Origin of the sequence: Mesorhizobium huakuii (genome assembly GCF_030160235.1) — a bacterium.
In the GTDB taxonomy this organism is placed as follows: domain Bacteria; phylum Pseudomonadota; class Alphaproteobacteria; order Rhizobiales; family Rhizobiaceae; genus Mesorhizobium; species Mesorhizobium huakuii.
Map to the genome: position 1 here is coordinate 52,250 of NZ_BSNY01000021.1, position 15,841 is coordinate 68,090.

The following is a 15,841-nucleotide window of genomic DNA, read 5'->3' on the forward strand; positions in this document are numbered from 1 at the left end:
GCGCGACACAGCTATTTCGGCAGCGCGTAAGCCATCACATAATCGCCGGGCTTGGTGCCGACCGAGCCGTGGCCGCCGGCGACGATGACCACGAACTGGCGCCCGTCGGCGACCGTGTAGGTCATCGGCGTCGATTGCCCGCCGGCAGGCAATCGGGCCCGCCAGAGCTGCTTGCCTGACGTCAGGTCGTAGGCGCGCAGATAGTCGTCGACCGCGGCACCCAGGAAGGCGACGCCACCGGCGGTGATCATCGGCCCGCCAATGCCGGGCACGCCGACCTTCAGCGGCAACGGCAGCGGCGTCATGTCGTAGACGGTGCCGTTGCGGTGCTTGTAGTTGATCGTGCCTGTCCTGAGGTCGACACCGGCGACGTAACCCCAGGGCGGCGCCTGGCAGGGAATGCCGAGCGGCGACAGGAACGGTCCCATCACCACCGCGTAGGGCGCGCCCTCATTGCGGTTCAGCCCTTGTTCGCTGCCCTTGGTGTTGTCACCCGGCGGCGGCACGTCCGCGCGGGGAACGAGCCTGGACGTGAAGGCGAGATAGGTCGGCATGCCGAACATCACCTGCCGCACCGGATCGACCGCCACCCCGCCCCAGTTGAAGACGCCGAAATTGCCGGGATAGACCAGCGACCCCTGCAGCGAAGGCGGCGTGTAGCGGCCTTCATAGCGCAATTTGTGGAAGGCGATGCGACAGGCCAGCTGGTCGAACATGGTGATGCCCCACATATCGGCATCGGTCAGCGGCTTCGGGTTGAAGGAGAGATCGGAGGAAGGCTGCGTCGGCGACGTGTGGTCTCCCTCGATGGCGCCGCCGGGCGCCGGCACTTCCTTGACCGCGATCACCGGCTCGCCGGTGCGCCGGTCGAGCACGTAGAGGTCGCCCTGCTTGGTCGGCCCGACCAGCGCAGGCACGACGGAACCGTCTGCCTTGGTGATGTCGACCAGGCTCGGCTGCGCCGGCACGTCCATGTCCCAGAGATCGTGGTGCACGGTTTGCCGCACCCATTTCAACTGCCCGGTGTTGAGGTCGAGCGCGGTGATCGAGGAGGAGAATTTCTCGACATTGGCGCTGCGCCCGGCGCCGAGCTGGTCCGGCGTCTGGTTGCCGAGCGGCACATAGAGCAGGCCGAGCTTCTCGTCGGCGCTCGGCGTCGACCACATGTTGGGCGAGTTGGCGGTGTAGGTCTGGCCGGCCGGCAGCGGCGTCGTCTGGTCCGGATTGCCGGAATCCCAGTTCCAGATCAGTTTGCCTGTGCTCGCATCATAGGCGCGGATGACGCCCGACGGCTCCTGCGTCGAATAGTTGTCGTTGACCGCGCCGCCGACGATGATCTTGCCGCCCGATATCAGCGGCGCCGAGGTCGAGTAGTAATAGCCCGACTTCGGGTATGGCATGCCGGTCAACAGGTTGAGCGTACCGCCCTCGGCGAAGGCGGGACAGACCTGCCCGTTGGCGGCGTCGAGCGCGATCAGCCGCGCATCCGAGGTCGGCAGGTAGACGCGGGCAGCACAAGGCTGGCCGGCGGCGCCGGTGGCATCGGCATAGTAGGACACGCCGCGGCAGGTCTGGTGCTGGCGGTCCTTGTCCAGCTTGATCTTGGGATCGTAGCGCCACTTCTCCTTGCCGGTCGCGGCGTCCACCGCGATGGCGAAATTATGCGGCGTGCAGATGAAGAGCGTGTCGCCGATCTTGAGCGGCGTCACCTGATAGGTGGTCTCGCCGATATCGTCAGGCCCTTTCACGTCGCCGGTGCGGTAAATCCAGGCCGGCTGCAGATTGGCGACATTGTCCGGCGTGATCTGGTCGAGCGGCGAATAGCGCTGGCCGAACTGCGTGCGGCCGTAGAAGTGCCATTCGCCCGCCGGCACATCATTGCCCAGATTGGCGTTGGGGATCACCTTGTCGGTGTCGAGCGCGCCGGCAATGTCCTTCGGGTCCGTCGTCATCGAATAGCCGGCCACCGCCAGCGATGCCAGCACGGCCAGGATCAGCGGCGCGCGCCCGTCGGGCCCGGCAAGGCCTCGCCGCGCCCATGGCGTCAGCAGCCACAGTGCCACCAGCACGATGATGCCGCCGCGCGGGCCGAGTTCCCACCAATCGAAGCCGATTTCCCAGACCGCCCAGGCCAGCGTGCCGAGCACGATCGCCGCATAGAGCCATAGCGCCGTGGACCGGCGCCGGTAGAGCAGCCAGGCGGCGATCAGGAAGGCGAGGCCGACAACGATGTAGTACCAACTGCCCCCCAGCGATGCCAGCCAGATGCCACCGCCACCAAGCGCCAGACCGAGGAGAAAGAGAACGAGGGAGGTGATGGTGACAGCCAAGATGATACTCCTTCGACTGTTGCGCGCTTGCGCGGCCATGGGCAACCCGGTGCACCGCTCCTGCCCTGCGCACAGCTTTCTCCTGCCTGCCCCGCCTGTCAAGCTGCCCACACGCCAAGGTGGCAATCCATCTTGCCTGCATCAGGGTTTTCCCGCAGTCTCCACGGATCATCTTTTCCGTGGAGCAAGCAAAATGCCGTCACTCGTTCCGCCACTGACGCGTATGGCGCTTGTGCTCTGCTGCCTCGTCCCGCTCATTGCTGGCACCGTGGCCGCGCCGGCGCAGACAATCAGCGAGATCAACAAGGCGAACGGCTTTCATGAGATGCTGATGGGCATTGGCCCGGGGTTCACCGCCGCGGTGAAATCGGCGCCGGGAACGCCGCCGCAAAAGGTCAAGGACGCCCTTGCCTCCGCCATGGAGGGTGCTTTTGACCCGGAGAAGATGGAAACGGCCATCGAAGCCCGGATGGCGGACAAGCTCAGCGCCAAGGACCTGGCCGACCTGGCCTCGTTTTATGCTTCGCCCCTGGGCAAACAGGTCACCGCGCTGGAGATCCAGGCTTCGTCGCCGCAAGCAAGGGAGGCCAAGAAGATCGGGGGCGCCAAAATCCTCGGCGAGCTTCCATCCAGGGATCCGGCGAGGCTCGCTCTGTACAGGAAGATGATGGACGATATCAGCGCCGTCGACACCGGAGAAGCCGTCGGCTTGAACATGGGCTATGCGATGCTTTCCGAAATGCTGGGCGCGGCCGGAAAGCCCCTGCCCGACGACCAGGTAATGGCTCTGCTGCGCAAGCAAACCGAAGGGCTTCGCCGTGACATCGACAACGATGCCATGGAATCTGCAGCCTATATCTACCGGGATATGTCCATGGCCGACCTGAAGCTCTATGAGGCCTTCCTGGCCTCGCCCGCCGGCAGCCGCTATTACGACCAGTTGCAGGTCGCCCTGGGCGCGGTGATGACGGACGAGGCGCGCTCGTTCGGCAATCGATTTTTCGTGGCGCTCGGCGACCGCAAGGCTTGAACGACGGTATCTCAGGCGAGCGAGAGCTAAATGGCGGGCGAAAATCGATACTCTCCCATCCTAGTGGGCATCTTCCTGTTACAGATGCTCATCGGCACGCTGGTCGTGGCCGTTTTCCTTTGGATGGGCAAAGCCATCATCCCGAGACATGGCGGCGGTCTGTATGTGCTTGATCGAGTGCAAGACCCTTATCTCTATTGGGGTCTGCTGGCCGGAATTTTGTTCAGCCTCGTGTTCTTGCCCATCAGGTATCTCTACCAAGGTCCACCAAAGCGTTAAGCCCTGCCGCATCGCGGAGCCGCATCCGAAGCGCATTCTTGCCGCGCCAGCACTTTTACCCAGAACAAAACGTAGACAGTTCTGGTCTTTCCCTGCCGAATCACTACATTCGGGGGGAAGATGTCCGGCTTTTCCGAAGACATGCCCTTTTTCGACGAACCCAATGCGCGGCCGACGGCCCCGTCGGGCATTGCCGCGCGCGCCATGGCCGCCCGCAGCGGCCAGAACAGCGCGCCCGACTATCTCAAGGGGCTGAATCCGGAACAAAGGCTGGCGGTGGAGACCACCGAAGGCCCGGTTCTGGTGCTGGCCGGCGCCGGCACCGGCAAGACGCGGGTGCTCACCACCCGCATCGCCCACATCCTTGCCACCGGCAAGGCCTTCCCCTCGCAGATCCTCGCCGTCACCTTCACCAACAAGGCCGCGCGCGAGATGAAGCAGCGCATCGGCATCCTGATCGGCGAAGGCAATGTCGAAGGCATGCCCTGGCTCGGCACCTTCCATTCGATCGGCGTGAAGCTGCTGCGCCGTCATGCAGAGCTTGCCGGCTTGCGTTCCGACTTCACCATCCTCGACACCGACGACGTCGTGCGGCTGATCAAACAGCTGATCCAGGCCGAGGGCCTCGACGACAAGCGCTGGCCGGCCAAGCAGTTCGCCCAGATGATCGACGGCTGGAAGAACAAGGGCCAAGGTCCGGCCGATATCGCCGAGGGCGACGCGCGCAGCTTCGCCAACGGCAAGGGCCGCGAACTCTACAAGGCCTATCAGGAGCGGCTGCAGACACTGAACGCCTGCGACTTCGGCGACCTGCTCTGCCACCCCATCCGCATCTTCCGCGCCAATCCTGATGTGCTGAAGGACTATCACCGGCGCTTCAAATACATCCTCGTCGACGAATACCAGGACACCAACACCGCCCAATACATGTGGCTGCGGCTCCTGGCGCAGCGGCCGGACGCCGGGCGTGCGGCAACGTCGACGGATCTGCGATCGGCCGAAGGCCGCAAGCCCGACCGGGTGTCCGAGCCGTTGCGAGGCCCGCGCGGAGGGCCCGCGCCAGCAGGCGCGGAACAGCCCGTAAGCGACAACAAAGTAAACATTTGCTGCGTCGGCGACGACGACCAGTCGATCTATGGCTGGCGCGGCGCCGAGGTCGACAACATCCTGCGCTTCGACAAGGATTTTCCCGGCGCCACCATCATCAGGCTGGAGCGCAACTACCGCTCGACCGCGCACATCCTTGGCGCGGCCTCCCACCTCATCGCCCACAATGAGGGCCGTTTCGGCAAGACGCTGTTCACCGACCGCAACGACCCCGAGGACGGCAAGGTCAATGTCCACGCCGCCTGGGATTCCGAGGAGGAAGCCCGCGCCATCGGCGAGACCATCGAGGCCTATCAGCGCCAGAAGCATAATCTCAACGACATGGCGATCTTGGTGCGCGCGTCCTTCCAGATGCGCGCCTTCGAGGACCGCTTCATCACGCTCGGCCTCAACTACCGCGTCATCGGCGGCCCACGCTTCTACGAGCGCATGGAAATCCGCGACGCGCTGGCCTTCTTCCGCGTCGTTGCCAACAGCGGCGACGACCTTGCCTTCGAGCGCATCGTCAATGTGCCGAAGCGCGGCCTTGGCGAAGCCACCATCCGCCAGATCCACGACACGGCGCGCGCGCTGCGCATCCCGATGCTGGAGGCCGCCGGCAATCTCGCGGAAAGCGACGAGCTGAAGCCGAAACCGCGCGCCGCGTTGCGCGAAGTCGCCGCCAATTTCGAGCGCTGGCAGAAGGCGCTGGAAACCAAGCCGCACACCGAGCTCGCCGAGACCATTCTCGAGGAGAGCGGCTACACCGACATGTGGAAGAACGACCGCTCGGCCGAAGCGCCGGGCCGGCTGGAGAACCTCAAGGAACTGATCCGCTCGATGGAGGAGTACGAGTCGCTGCGCTCCTTCCTCGAACATGTGGCGCTGGTCATGGATGCCGAGCAGAATGCCGGGCAGGATGCCGTCTCCATCATGACGCTGCATTCGGCCAAGGGCCTCGAATTCGAGACGGTTTTTCTCCCCGGCTGGGAGGAAGGCCTCTTTCCCCACCAGCGCGCCCTCGATGAAGGCGGCCGCTCCGGTCTGGAGGAAGAGCGCCGGCTGGCCTATGTCGGCCTCACCCGGGCCAAGAAGAACCTGCATCTGTGGTTCGTCTCCAACCGCCTCATCCATGGGCTCTGGCAATCGACCATCCCGTCGCGCTTCCTCGAGGAACTGCCGGAATCCCATGTCGAGATCGCCGAAAGCGGCAATTCCTATGGCGGCTACGGCAATCCCTATGGCGGCGGCTCCTTCGCCTCCGGCCGTGGCGGCCGGCAGAACCCGTATGGCGCGTCGCGCTTCGACAATGTCGGCGCCAACGCGGAAAAATCCGGCGCCTTCTCCAACACCTATTCGACGCCCGGCTGGCAGCGCGCGCAGGCCAACCGCACGGAAGCGACCGACCGGAACTGGGGCACGCGCTCCGGCCATCAGGTCGAGCGCATCGGCTATGGCGAGACCGACTCGGGCTACGGCGCCGGCCGCACGAGCGTGAAGGGCCGCACCATCGACGGCGAACTGGTCGCCAAATCCGTTGCCGACAAGCCCTCACCCTTCAGCGTCGGCGACCGCGTCTTCCACCAGAAATTCGGCAACGGCAACATCTCGGCCATCGAAGGCAACAAGCTGACCATCGACTTCGACAAGGCCGGCCAAAAACGCGTGCTGGACGGGTTCGTCGCGGCGGTGTGAGCTGCCCGGTGCCGAGCAGCTCTCAGCGCAGTTCCGGTAGTGCCTTCCTCACCGATACCTTGCCTGGTTCCACTTGTGGCCCAGCAGCGACAGGATGATGATCAGGCCGTTGAAGAACTGCACGTAGAAGCCACTCAGGCCAGCCGCCACCACGCCGGTCTGGATGAACGATACGGTGACCGCGCCGATGGCGCCGCCAACGACCGTGCCGATGCCGCCCCAGGTTGGCGTGCCGCCGACGAATACCGAGGCCAGCACCGGCAGGAGATAGCCGTCGCCGGCCGTCGGCCACCAGGTGAAGTTGATCATCACCGAAAACGTGCCGGCGATCGCCGCCCCGATGCCGACGAAGACGAACACCTTCACCCGCACGCGCTTGACGTCGATGCCCATCTGCTGGGCGCTGTCAGGATTGTCGCCGACCACCCTCACCTGCGCGCCGAAGCGGTGCCTGTTGTAGAGCATCGCCGACAGCACGACGAAGGCGACGGCCCAGAATATCTGCACCGGAATGCCGTAGATCTGGCTGGACAAGATCTTGTAGGCCCAGCTGCCGCTGAGGCTGGTCAGTGCCATCGACTTGCCTTCGTTGACGATCTGGATGAGCCCGCGCAGCAGGAAATTCATGCCGAGCGTGGCGATCAGCGACGACAGCCCGCCATAGACGACCAGCGATCCGACGAGGAAGCCGAGCAGCATGCCGGTGACGAGTGCGGCGGCAATGCCGATGAACGGATCATAGCCGGCCTGCACCACCAGCGCGAAGACCCAGGAGGCAAACCCCATCGTCGCCGGAAACGACAGGTCGATCTCGCCGCAGGTGACGACGAAGACCAGGGGCACCACCACGAACAGCGCCACGGGGAGCGTCGTCAGCACGGAGCTGTAGAGATACCAGGTGGTGAACACGGTCGGGTTGGCGACCATGAACACCGCCATCATGACGATGAACACGGCGAGCGTGCCGAGCGAGGCGCGGTTGTCCAGGACGAAGCCGCGCAGCCAGTGGTCGGATGGATGTTTCCACTCCTGGCGGGCGGACCCGGCATGAGCGCGCAGAGGGCTTTCTAGATCGGGTTCCATGGTCTTGCTCATCGCGCTTGATGCTCCGCTTCGCCGGCCTCGCGCAGTCCAGGCAATCCGCCGGGATGCGCGACGTCCTCCATGAAATTGATCAACTCTTCCGCCGACTTCACCGTGCTGCGGTCGGCGGTCAGCGCCACCTTGCCGCGATCGAGCACCACGAAGCGGTCGGCGATGTCGAAGACGTGATGGATGTTGTGACCGATGAACAGGATCGAGCGTCCGCTCGCCCGCACCTGGCGCACGAAATGGAACACCTTGGCGGTCTCGGTCAACGACAGCGCCGTCGTCGGCTCGTCGAGGATGATCAGCTCGGCCTGCTTGTAGATGGCGCGCGCAATCGCCACGCCTTGGCGTTCGCCGCCCGACAGCTGGCCGACGATCGAGTGCGGCGTGAACACCTTTGAGGTGAAGCCGATCTCGCGCATCAACCGGCTCGCCTCCTCGATCTCCTTGTTGACCTTCAGCCAGCCCATGAAGCCGGTCAGTTCGCGGCCCATGAAGATGTTGCGCACGATGGTTTGCTGCACGGCCAGCGCCCGGTCCTGGAACACCGTCTCGATGCCTGCGTCACGCGAGCGCGCCGCGCTCCAGCCGCTCACCGGCTTGTCGCGCACGAGGATGTCGCCGCTGGTCGGCCTAACGACGCCGGACAGGATCTTGATCAGCGTCGACTTACCGGCGCCATTGTCGCCGATGAGGCCGACAACCTCGCCGCGGTCGACGCTGAGATTGACGCCGCCCAGCGCATAGACCTGACCGTAGGATTTCGTGATATCGCGCAGTTCGATGATGCGTTCGGCCATCGGATCCTCGCTTTCATTGTCGCATGCCGGCCCTTTGCCGGCGGGTCCTGCCGGCCGGGTCCAACCCGGCCGGCAGCCTTGGGAGGTCAGCGCAGCGCCTGCTTGGCGAGCTCTGAGACGATCTCATAGTTCTGCGGCGTGACGAAGCCGGCACCGGTGTCGACATTCATCGGCGCCAGACCCAGCACCACTTGCTGGCAGAGGCTGAGGATCGGCAGATAGCCCTGCATGAATGGCTGCTGGTCGGCTGTCAGTTGCACCCAGCCACCCTTGAAGCCCTCGACGATCTGCGGGCTGGTGTCGAAGCCGAAATTGAAGATATCGCCGGGCTTCCTGCCCGCGGCCTGCATGTAGGTCGGCACATTGCCGAGCAGCTGGCCACCGGGATAGCCGACCGCCTTGACGTTGGGATTGTTGAGCAACGCCGCGGTGATCACCGGGATGGCGAGATTCGGATCGGCTGCCCACTCGGGCACGGAATTGATCTGAACGACATCGACGCCGGCCTCTTTCAATGCGGCGACCGTCCCACGCTCGCGTGCGCCCCGGCTCTCATTGTCGAAGGGGCCGATCATGATCGCCTTGTCACCGGATTTCAGCCCGCCAAGCTTGAACGCCTCGGCGCCGAGCGCACGGCCCTGCTGCTCCTGCTGCGCACCGACATAACCGCCGCCGAACGCCGCCGTCACCTTCGGCACCGGCACGTTCTGGTACATCATCTTGATGCCGTCCTTATGCGCCTGCTCGGCCAGCGGCATGATCGCGTCTTCGCCTGGATGGCCCATCATGGCGATGCCGTTGGGCTTGACCGCGACCGCCTCGCGCAATTGCTGCACCATCTTTTCGACGTCCCAGCCGGAGAAGATGTAGTCGACCTTGGGGCCGAGATCGGCCGCCGCCTGCTTGGCGCCATTATAGACGATGGTGCCGAAGGCGTCGCCCTCGGCGCCGCCGACGAAGAAGCGGATATGGACATCCTTGCACCATTGGGCGTCGAGCGCCCGTGCCGGCAAGGTCGAGATGGCGGCGCAAAGCGCCGTGGCGGCGGCCACGACGGTCGTGCGCAGAAGTGTCGTTCTGATCGCGATGCTCATGCACTTGTCCTCCCATTGTTTCCCTCGTCAGCCGAGGGGGCTGTTGACGATTGCTTCGCCACTTACGAACCGGCTCCTCCCGCCGGCCGGGTCCTCACGTCGGATTTTGCAGGTAGCTGGCGCCTCCCCGGCATTGCTTGAGATACTCCAGCGCCCGGACCTGGCCGGTGATCTCGAGATCGCCGCGATAGACCGGGTCGTGCCAGCCCTCGATGTCGATGGCGCCCTTGTAGCCAGCCAGCCGCAATTCGCTGATCACCCGCGTCCAGTCGCTGTCGCCGAAGCCGGGCGTGCGCATCTGTACGAAGGGCAGCCGGCCGAACACGCCATGCTCGCGGATGACGTCCCAGCGCACGGTGGCGTCCTTGCCATGGACATGGAAGATGCGCGGCGCCCATTTGCGGATCTGCGGGATCGGGTCGATCAGATAGACGAGCTGATGGCAGGGCTCCCATTCGAGACCCAGATTATCGTCAGGCAGTTCGTTGAACATCAGCTCCCAGGCGTCCGGATTGTGGGCGATGTTCCAGTCGCCGGCCGCCCAATTGCCGTCCATGGCGCAGTTCTCGAAGGCGATGCGCACGCCCTTGTCGGCGGCGCGCTTGGCCAGCGGTCCCCACACCTCGCGAAAGCGCGGCAGACTGTCGGTCAGCTTCTTGCCGCGCAGGCGCCCGGTGAAGCCACTGACCATCGAAGTGCCGAACAGATGCGCATTGTCGATGACCGTTTCCCAGGCCGCGAGCACGCCGCGATCGACCTCGCCGCTCTCCAGGGGATTACCGAACACGCCGAGGGAAGACACGACGACATCGGCATCGCCGATCGCCTCGCGGATCTCGCCGGCGAGCCGTGGAAGGTCCTTGCCGCCCAGCGTCTGCCAGAAGAACGGCTGGATGCTTTCGAACCCGAGCGGCAGGATCTGCTTGATGTACGCCGCCGGATCTTCGAGGTTGGCCCGCACCATGGTGCCGATCCGGATGTCGAGAAGCGGGTTTGGCATCATAGTGTTTCCTGTGTAATCGCCACGCGGCGTCCGGTTTCGGCGCTCTCGATGGCGCCGAAAACCATGGCCAGGCTTTTGATGTTGTCGGCGCCATGCGTCTCCGGCTCGGTGCCGGTCTCGATGGCGTGCATGAAATCCCTGATGATGCCGAGATGGCCGCCCACACGGTCGGCTGGATCGAGCGGCGGCACGTCGATCGGCTGGGTCTTGGCGAACAGCCCGTCGCGGCCCGTCGCCACCACCTCCGCCTTCAGGAGGTCATGGCCGTCCCAGATGAGGCTGCCGCGCTCGGCGACGATGCGCCAGCTGCCTTCCCAGCTGGTGCGGAAGCCGTCGGCGCACCAGGAGCCGGCATAGGTGAAGACCTTGCCGCCGCCGAGATCGAAGACCGCACTTGCCGACGAACCCTGCCGGTACCAGGAACTGGCCGGCTCCCATTCCTGGCAGTAGACGCCGGCCGGCTCGCCACCGGCCATATAGCGGGCGGCGTCGAAGGTGTGGATCGCCATGTCGAGCAGCAGCACATGCGCCATCTCCTCGCGAAAGCCGCCGAAATGCGGCGCGACGAAGAAATCGGCATGGATGCTGGTCGCCGCGCCAATGGCGCCGGAGTCCAGGAAGCGGCGGATGCGCCTGACATTGGCGACGTAGCGGCGGTTCTGCACGACGGCGTGGATGCGCCGGGCCTGGCGGGCCGCCTCGACGATGGCGCGGGCATTCTCCGGGCTGTCGGCCAGCGGCTTTTCGGTCAGGAGATGGCAATTGTGGGCAAAGGCCGAAAGCGCGACTTCGCGCCGGGCGGCGGGAACCACGACATCGAACACCGCGTCGGGCCTTGTCTGGTCGAGCACCGCGTCAAGGCTGGTGCCGATGACAATGCCGGTGAGGTCGTATTCGTGCGCCCTCGCCTTCGCCCGCTCGGCGTCGAGATCGACAAGGCCGGCAATGGCAAGCCCGTCGATCTGCCTCGCGGCATCGAGCCATTGCCTGCTCATCGCGCCACAGCCGACGAGGACGACATTCATCATCCGGCGATCCTCCTCCGCTCGGTCCCTCCAGACCGATCGTCACGGCATTCACGGCATCACCGTAAACGTTTTTCCGTAAACGTTTACGAGAACACACCCGATAGCGTAGAATGTCAATTGGCCGCTCGCGAAAATCGTCTTTCGCCTTGGCGTCGGCACCGGCCAATGCTAGCGAAGCACGCGGGAGAAAGTCTTTGGCGTCCAGCATCCACGACCTAGCGCGTCACCTGAACATTTCGATCGGCACCGTGTCGCGGGCGCTGAACGGCCGTGCCGACGTCAATGCCGACACGCGCCAGCGCGTGCTCGACGCCGCCAAGAAGCTGAACTATTCACCCAACCAGTCCGGCCGCAGTCTCAGGCAAGGTGCGACCCATTCGATCGCCTTCATGCTGCAGCCGCATCCCGGCGACCAGCAATATGGCGAACCGTTCTTCATTCCCTTCCTGATCGGGCTGCAGGGCCGCCTTGCCGAAAGCGGGCTCGACCTGACCGTGGTGATGGGCGCGCCGGGCGACTATCAGCAGGAGCGCCTGCGCCGCGTCGTCGAGACCCGACGCGCCGATGCCGTTCTGCTGGCCTGGACGCGGCGCGAGGACGAGCGCATCGATTATCTCACACAGGTCGGCTTCCCCTTCGCCACGCTCGGCCGCAGCCGCAGCGGCGGCAAGGCCTATCCCTCGCTCGATCTCGATTTCGAGAAGGCGGGCGGCGACGCCGTCGACCGCCTGGTGGCGCGCGGCCACCGCCGCATCGCCGCCATCCGACCTTCCCTCAATCTCAATTTCAGCTATCTGTTCCTGGACGGCTACCGCAAAGCCCTGAAGCGGCACGGCATCGAAGTCGACCCCGCGCTGATCGCCGACGGCTTCATCAACGAGGCCGGCGGCTACCAGGTGACGCCGCGCGTGATGCAGGCAAAGGACCGGCCGACAGCCATCATCTTCAACAACGACGCGATGGCGCTAGGCGGCTGCAAGGCGCTGGCCGAGATGGGCATCCGGCCGGGCCACGACATCGCGGTGACCGTCATCGTCGACACGCCGCTCTGCCGCTATTTCTCGCCGGCGCTGACCGCCTTCCGCCCGCCGTTGGAGCCGATGGGAAGGCGGCTGGCCGAAATGCTGCTGGCCTCGCTTCCCGCTTTCGCCGGTCCAGGGGGCCCGCGCATCATCCACGAAGTCTGGCCGCTGGAGCTGATCGCGCGCGACAGCGATTGATGGCGCAGGCTATCAATCCACCTTCTTCTCGCCCCGCTCGCCGGCCTTCACGATATCGCCCGTCGTGAACAGGATTTCCTTCAATTCCGCGCGCCAGTCCTTCTTCTGGCGCAGCAGGAATTCCAAATCCATGCCGAAATGCTTGAACTCCTCGCCTTGCGCGTTCTGCATGATGGCCCGCGCCTGCGGATCCTTCTCCACCGAGATGCGCTGTTCGTACCAGCCGATCGCTTCCGCCTCCTCGATCAGCGAGGTGATCATCCGGGCAAAGGTCCGCACCTTCTGCGACAGTTCTTCAGGCGGTTCGTGATACTGGTCGAAACCCATGTCGTCCTCCGTGGTTCATTCCCATGAATGCCCGGGAATGCCGCCGGTTCCGCATCACCTCTGCAATTCCGCCAATGCCCGCTCCAGCGGCGCCGGCGAAATCTGGATAGGTCCGGAGAACGGCACATCCATGTCGAGGATCAGGTAGATCGCCCCGGCGATCAGCGCGGCCGACACGACGTAGGTCGCGAGCGTGATCGCATTCCTCGGCGCCCTGAAGCCGAAACTGGCGAAGATCAGCGCCAGCCACGCAACCAGCATGGCGATCAGCGGCCAGGGGATGGCGCCTTCCGACTGTTCGATCAGCACCCAGCGCATTTCAAGCACTTTCTGCAGGCGCTGACGCGCGTCCTGCAAAAGCGGGCCATGCGTCGCATCGGACAGCGTCAGCGCGTTCAGCCGCGTGCCGATCTCCGTCAAGAGATGTTCGGACAGCTGGTTGGCGACGAGAGTGGTTTCATTGTCTTGTGACGAGGTGGCCATCACCCGCTGCACATAGGCGACCAGCGGCTGGCGCACCGCGTCGGCTTCGGGGCCGTACTGGCGCAATGTCCTGTCGAGCAGGATCAGTTCCGTCGCATAGGCGTGCACATTGTGATCGATCGATTCGAAGGTGTTCTTGGCCGAATTGATCATCAGGCCGAGCACCAGCGAGGTCATGACGCCGAACAGGTTGGCGGCGAGCCGCACCACATTGTTCGTATCGTCGTCGCGATGTCTGGCCGGTAGCCTCGGCCAGATCACCATGCTGGCCAGCGGCGCCCCCGCCAGGCACAGGAAAATCACCAATGCGATCAGGGCTTCGCGCATGAAGCGCATTTCTGCACGGCGTGCACCGCTTGCCAATGGCAAGGCGGCCTGCAGAGAGCGAAAGTTCGGGCGCATTTGCGGCCGCGATGCGATATGGCAGCGCCTTGCCGGGCTGAAAGGCCACGCGGTAATGTCCCCATGGGGCAGTGTGATCGTCAGGAGGCCGGCATGTCTGGAAGATCGTCCTTGCCGCTCCTTGGGCCGCTGCTCGGGCGCCGGCCGCTGCTGCCGATCCTGCTTGCGCTGCTGGCCGCGGCGATCTTCCTGGCGGACACGGTCACTAATCTCGAGATCGCGGTCGCGGTCTTCTATGTCGTCATTGTCCTGATCGCGGTCCGCTACCTCGACCGCCGCGGCGTGGCGATGGTGGCGGCGGCCTGCATGACGCTCACCGTGTTGAGTTTTTTCCTGACGCGGGCAGGTGCCGTGCCGGCGGGCGTGGTCAACTGCGCCATCAGCCTGGTGGCGATCGCCGTCACCGCCTATCTAGCGCTGCGCGCCGCCGCCGCCGAGGCCCAGGCGCGCGAGGCGCAGGCGCAGCTCGCGCACATCACGCGCGTGACGATGCTCGGCGAACTGACGGCCTCGATCGCCCATGAGCTCAACCAGCCGCTGGCGGCGATCATGCTGAATGGCAACGCCGCCCAGCGCTGGCTGGCGGGCGGCAATCCGGATGAAGCCGGCAAGGCGGCCGAGCGTATCGTCAGGGATGCAGAACGCGCGAGCGAATTGATCAAACGGCTGCGCGGCCTCACCCGCAAGGCCGCCGGCAAGGCCATCTGGCTGGACGTCAATCAGCTGATATCGGATACGTTGACCCTGGTGGAAACCGAAGCCGGCAGAGCGCATGTCGCCTTGCGAGCCGAGCTGGCCGGCCAACTGCCTCGAGCCCAGGCCGACCCGGTGCAGATCCAGCAGGTCATCCTCAACCTCATCCTCAACGCGCTTGAGGCGGTGAGCGGCGAAGAAGAGCGTGACGTCACGATCGTGACCAGCCCCGGCAGGTCAGGCGAGATCGTCATTGAGGTTCGCGATTCCGGCTGTGGGCTGAACGGCGTCGAACTCGACCATGTCTTCGACGCCTTCTACACCACCAAGCCCGAAGGCCTGGGCATGGGGCTTGCCATCAGCCGCTCCATCGTCGAAAGCCATGGCGGCCGCATCTGGGCGCAGCCTGCGGTGCCGCGCGGCGCCGCCTTCTTCTTTTCGCTCCAGGCCGGCAGAACGGGATCGCGCGGATCAGACCAATGAAGCCAGCAAGCGGATCGGAAACGAGCGAACCGGAACAGGTCGTTTTCGTCATCGACGACGACCCCGCCATGCGCGAAGCGCTCGACAGCCTGTTGCGCTCGGTTGGTCTGGACGTGCGCTGCTTTGGTTCGGTTGCCGAATTCCTGGGCGCGCCGAGGCCTGATATCCCCTCCTGCCTGGTGCTGGACGTGCGCCTGCCCGGCAAGAGCGGCATGGACTTCCAGAAAGAGCTCGCTCATTCCGGGACGCCGCTCCCGGTCATCATCATGACCGGCCACGGCGACATCGCCATGTCGGTGCAGGCGATGAAGACCGGCGCCGTCGACTTCCTGCCGAAACCGTTCCGCGAACAGGATTTGCTCGATGCCATCGCCGCTGCCCTGGACATGGACCGGCTGAACAGGACGCAGTCGGCCGAGATCGACACCTTGCGCGAACGCCTGGCGACGCTGAGTGAAGGCGAACGCAGCGTCGTGGCGCTGGTTGTGCAGGGACGGCTCAACAAGCAGGTCGCCGGCGACCTCGGCGTCAGCGAGATCACCGTCAAGGTCCGCCGCGCGCGAGCCATGCGCAAGATGCAGGCCGGCTCGTTGGCCGAGCTCATCAAAATGGCCGGCAAGCTCGGGATCTGACCGTTCCAAGGCGGCAGATAAACCGTTATTTTTCAATGTATTGACAGCACGTTACGTGACCGTCGTCCGGTCGCCATATGCCTTGGTATCGGGCCATATACTTAAGATTCCAGCGCCCGCGTTGACACCTTGTGAGCGGCGGGCGTAAGGCGGCGTGGCTTCGGCCG

14 protein-coding genes are annotated in these 15,841 nt (G+C 64.8%); 6 read left to right on the forward strand and 8 right to left on the reverse strand.

Going from position 1 to position 15,841, the window contains the following annotated elements; genetic code table 11:
• Positions 1–11: 11 nt before the first annotated feature.
• On the reverse strand, positions 12–2,369 hold the full coding sequence (locus tag QQK95_RS10510; RefSeq protein WP_409371676.1) for a glucose/quinate/shikimate family membrane-bound PQQ-dependent dehydrogenase: 2,358 nt from the start codon (positions 2,367–2,369) through the stop codon (positions 12–14).
• On the opposite strand from QQK95_RS10510, the gene QQK95_RS10515 reads away from it, so the two are divergent.
• The 3 genes from QQK95_RS10515 (at position 2,317) to QQK95_RS10525 (ending at position 6,420) form a co-directional block, all read left to right on the forward strand.
• Positions 2,317–3,360, forward strand: a complete 1,044-nt coding sequence (locus tag QQK95_RS10515; protein WP_284271971.1) for a DUF2059 domain-containing protein — start codon at positions 2,317–2,319, stop codon at positions 3,358–3,360. The genes QQK95_RS10510 and QQK95_RS10515 overlap by 53 nt on opposite strands.
• Positions 3,361–3,390: 30 nt before the next feature.
• A complete protein-coding gene (locus QQK95_RS10520; protein ID WP_284271974.1) occupies positions 3,391–3,639 on the forward strand; it encodes a hypothetical protein in 249 nt (82 codons plus the stop codon).
• Positions 3,640–3,759: 120 nt separating this feature from the next.
• Positions 3,760–6,420 (forward strand): ATP-dependent helicase, encoded by a 2,661-nt coding sequence (locus QQK95_RS10525; protein WP_284271976.1) that lies wholly within the window; start codon positions 3,760–3,762, stop codon positions 6,418–6,420.
• Between the two features lie 48 nt (positions 6,421–6,468).
• On the opposite strand, the gene QQK95_RS10530 is transcribed toward QQK95_RS10525, so the two are convergent.
• The 5 genes from QQK95_RS10530 to QQK95_RS10550 form a co-directional block, all read right to left on the reverse strand.
• Positions 6,469–7,515, reverse strand: coding sequence for an ABC transporter permease (locus QQK95_RS10530; protein WP_284271978.1), 1,047 nt, complete (start codon positions 7,513–7,515; stop codon positions 6,469–6,471).
• Complete coding sequence (locus QQK95_RS10535) at positions 7,512–8,309, reverse strand: ATP-binding cassette domain-containing protein (protein ID WP_284271979.1); 798 nt, start codon at positions 8,307–8,309, stop codon at positions 7,512–7,514. The genes QQK95_RS10530 and QQK95_RS10535 overlap by 4 nt, the downstream gene beginning before the upstream one ends.
• Before the next feature lie 86 nt (positions 8,310–8,395).
• On the reverse strand, positions 8,396–9,403 hold the full coding sequence (locus QQK95_RS10540; RefSeq protein ID WP_284271981.1) for a substrate-binding domain-containing protein: 1,008 nt from the start codon (positions 9,401–9,403) through the stop codon (positions 8,396–8,398).
• Positions 9,404–9,497: 94 nt separating this feature from the next.
• A complete protein-coding gene (locus QQK95_RS10545; protein ID WP_284271983.1) occupies positions 9,498–10,406 on the reverse strand; it encodes a sugar phosphate isomerase/epimerase family protein in 909 nt (302 codons plus the stop codon).
• Positions 10,403–11,434: a Gfo/Idh/MocA family protein gene (locus QQK95_RS10550; protein WP_284271984.1), complete on the reverse strand. Its 1,032-nt coding sequence runs from the start codon at positions 11,432–11,434 to the stop codon at positions 10,403–10,405. Before QQK95_RS10550 ends, QQK95_RS10545 begins: the two co-directional genes overlap by 4 nt.
• A 194-nt stretch (positions 11,435–11,628) precedes the next feature.
• Here QQK95_RS10550 and QQK95_RS10555 point away from each other — a divergent pair, with 194 nt between their 5' ends.
• Positions 11,629–12,654 carry a LacI family DNA-binding transcriptional regulator gene (locus QQK95_RS10555; RefSeq protein WP_284271986.1) on the forward strand — a complete coding sequence of 342 codons (1,026 nt, stop codon included), beginning with the start codon at positions 11,629–11,631 and terminating at the stop codon, positions 12,652–12,654.
• 12 nt (positions 12,655–12,666) lie between these two features.
• On the opposite strand, the gene QQK95_RS10560 is transcribed toward QQK95_RS10555, so the two are convergent.
• Together QQK95_RS10560 and QQK95_RS10565 are read right to left on the reverse strand one after the other, a co-directional pair.
• Positions 12,667–12,981, reverse strand: a complete 315-nt coding sequence (locus tag QQK95_RS10560; RefSeq protein WP_044548017.1) for a ferritin family protein — start codon at positions 12,979–12,981, stop codon at positions 12,667–12,669.
• 54 nt (positions 12,982–13,035) lie between these two features.
• Positions 13,036–13,791, reverse strand: a complete 756-nt coding sequence (locus QQK95_RS10565; RefSeq protein ID WP_284271992.1) for a bestrophin-like domain — start codon at positions 13,789–13,791, stop codon at positions 13,036–13,038.
• A gap of 168 nt (positions 13,792–13,959) precedes the next feature.
• Between QQK95_RS10565 and QQK95_RS10570 the strand changes: the two genes are divergently transcribed.
• Together QQK95_RS10570 and QQK95_RS10575 are read left to right on the forward strand one after the other, a co-directional pair.
• A complete protein-coding gene (locus QQK95_RS10570; RefSeq protein ID WP_284271994.1) occupies positions 13,960–15,042 on the forward strand; it encodes a sensor histidine kinase in 1,083 nt (360 codons plus the stop codon).
• Positions 15,039–15,674: a response regulator transcription factor gene (locus QQK95_RS10575; protein ID WP_284271996.1), complete on the forward strand. Its 636-nt coding sequence runs from the start codon at positions 15,039–15,041 to the stop codon at positions 15,672–15,674. The genes QQK95_RS10570 and QQK95_RS10575 overlap by 4 nt, the downstream gene beginning before the upstream one ends.
• The last annotated feature ends 167 nt before the right edge of the window (positions 15,675–15,841 follow it).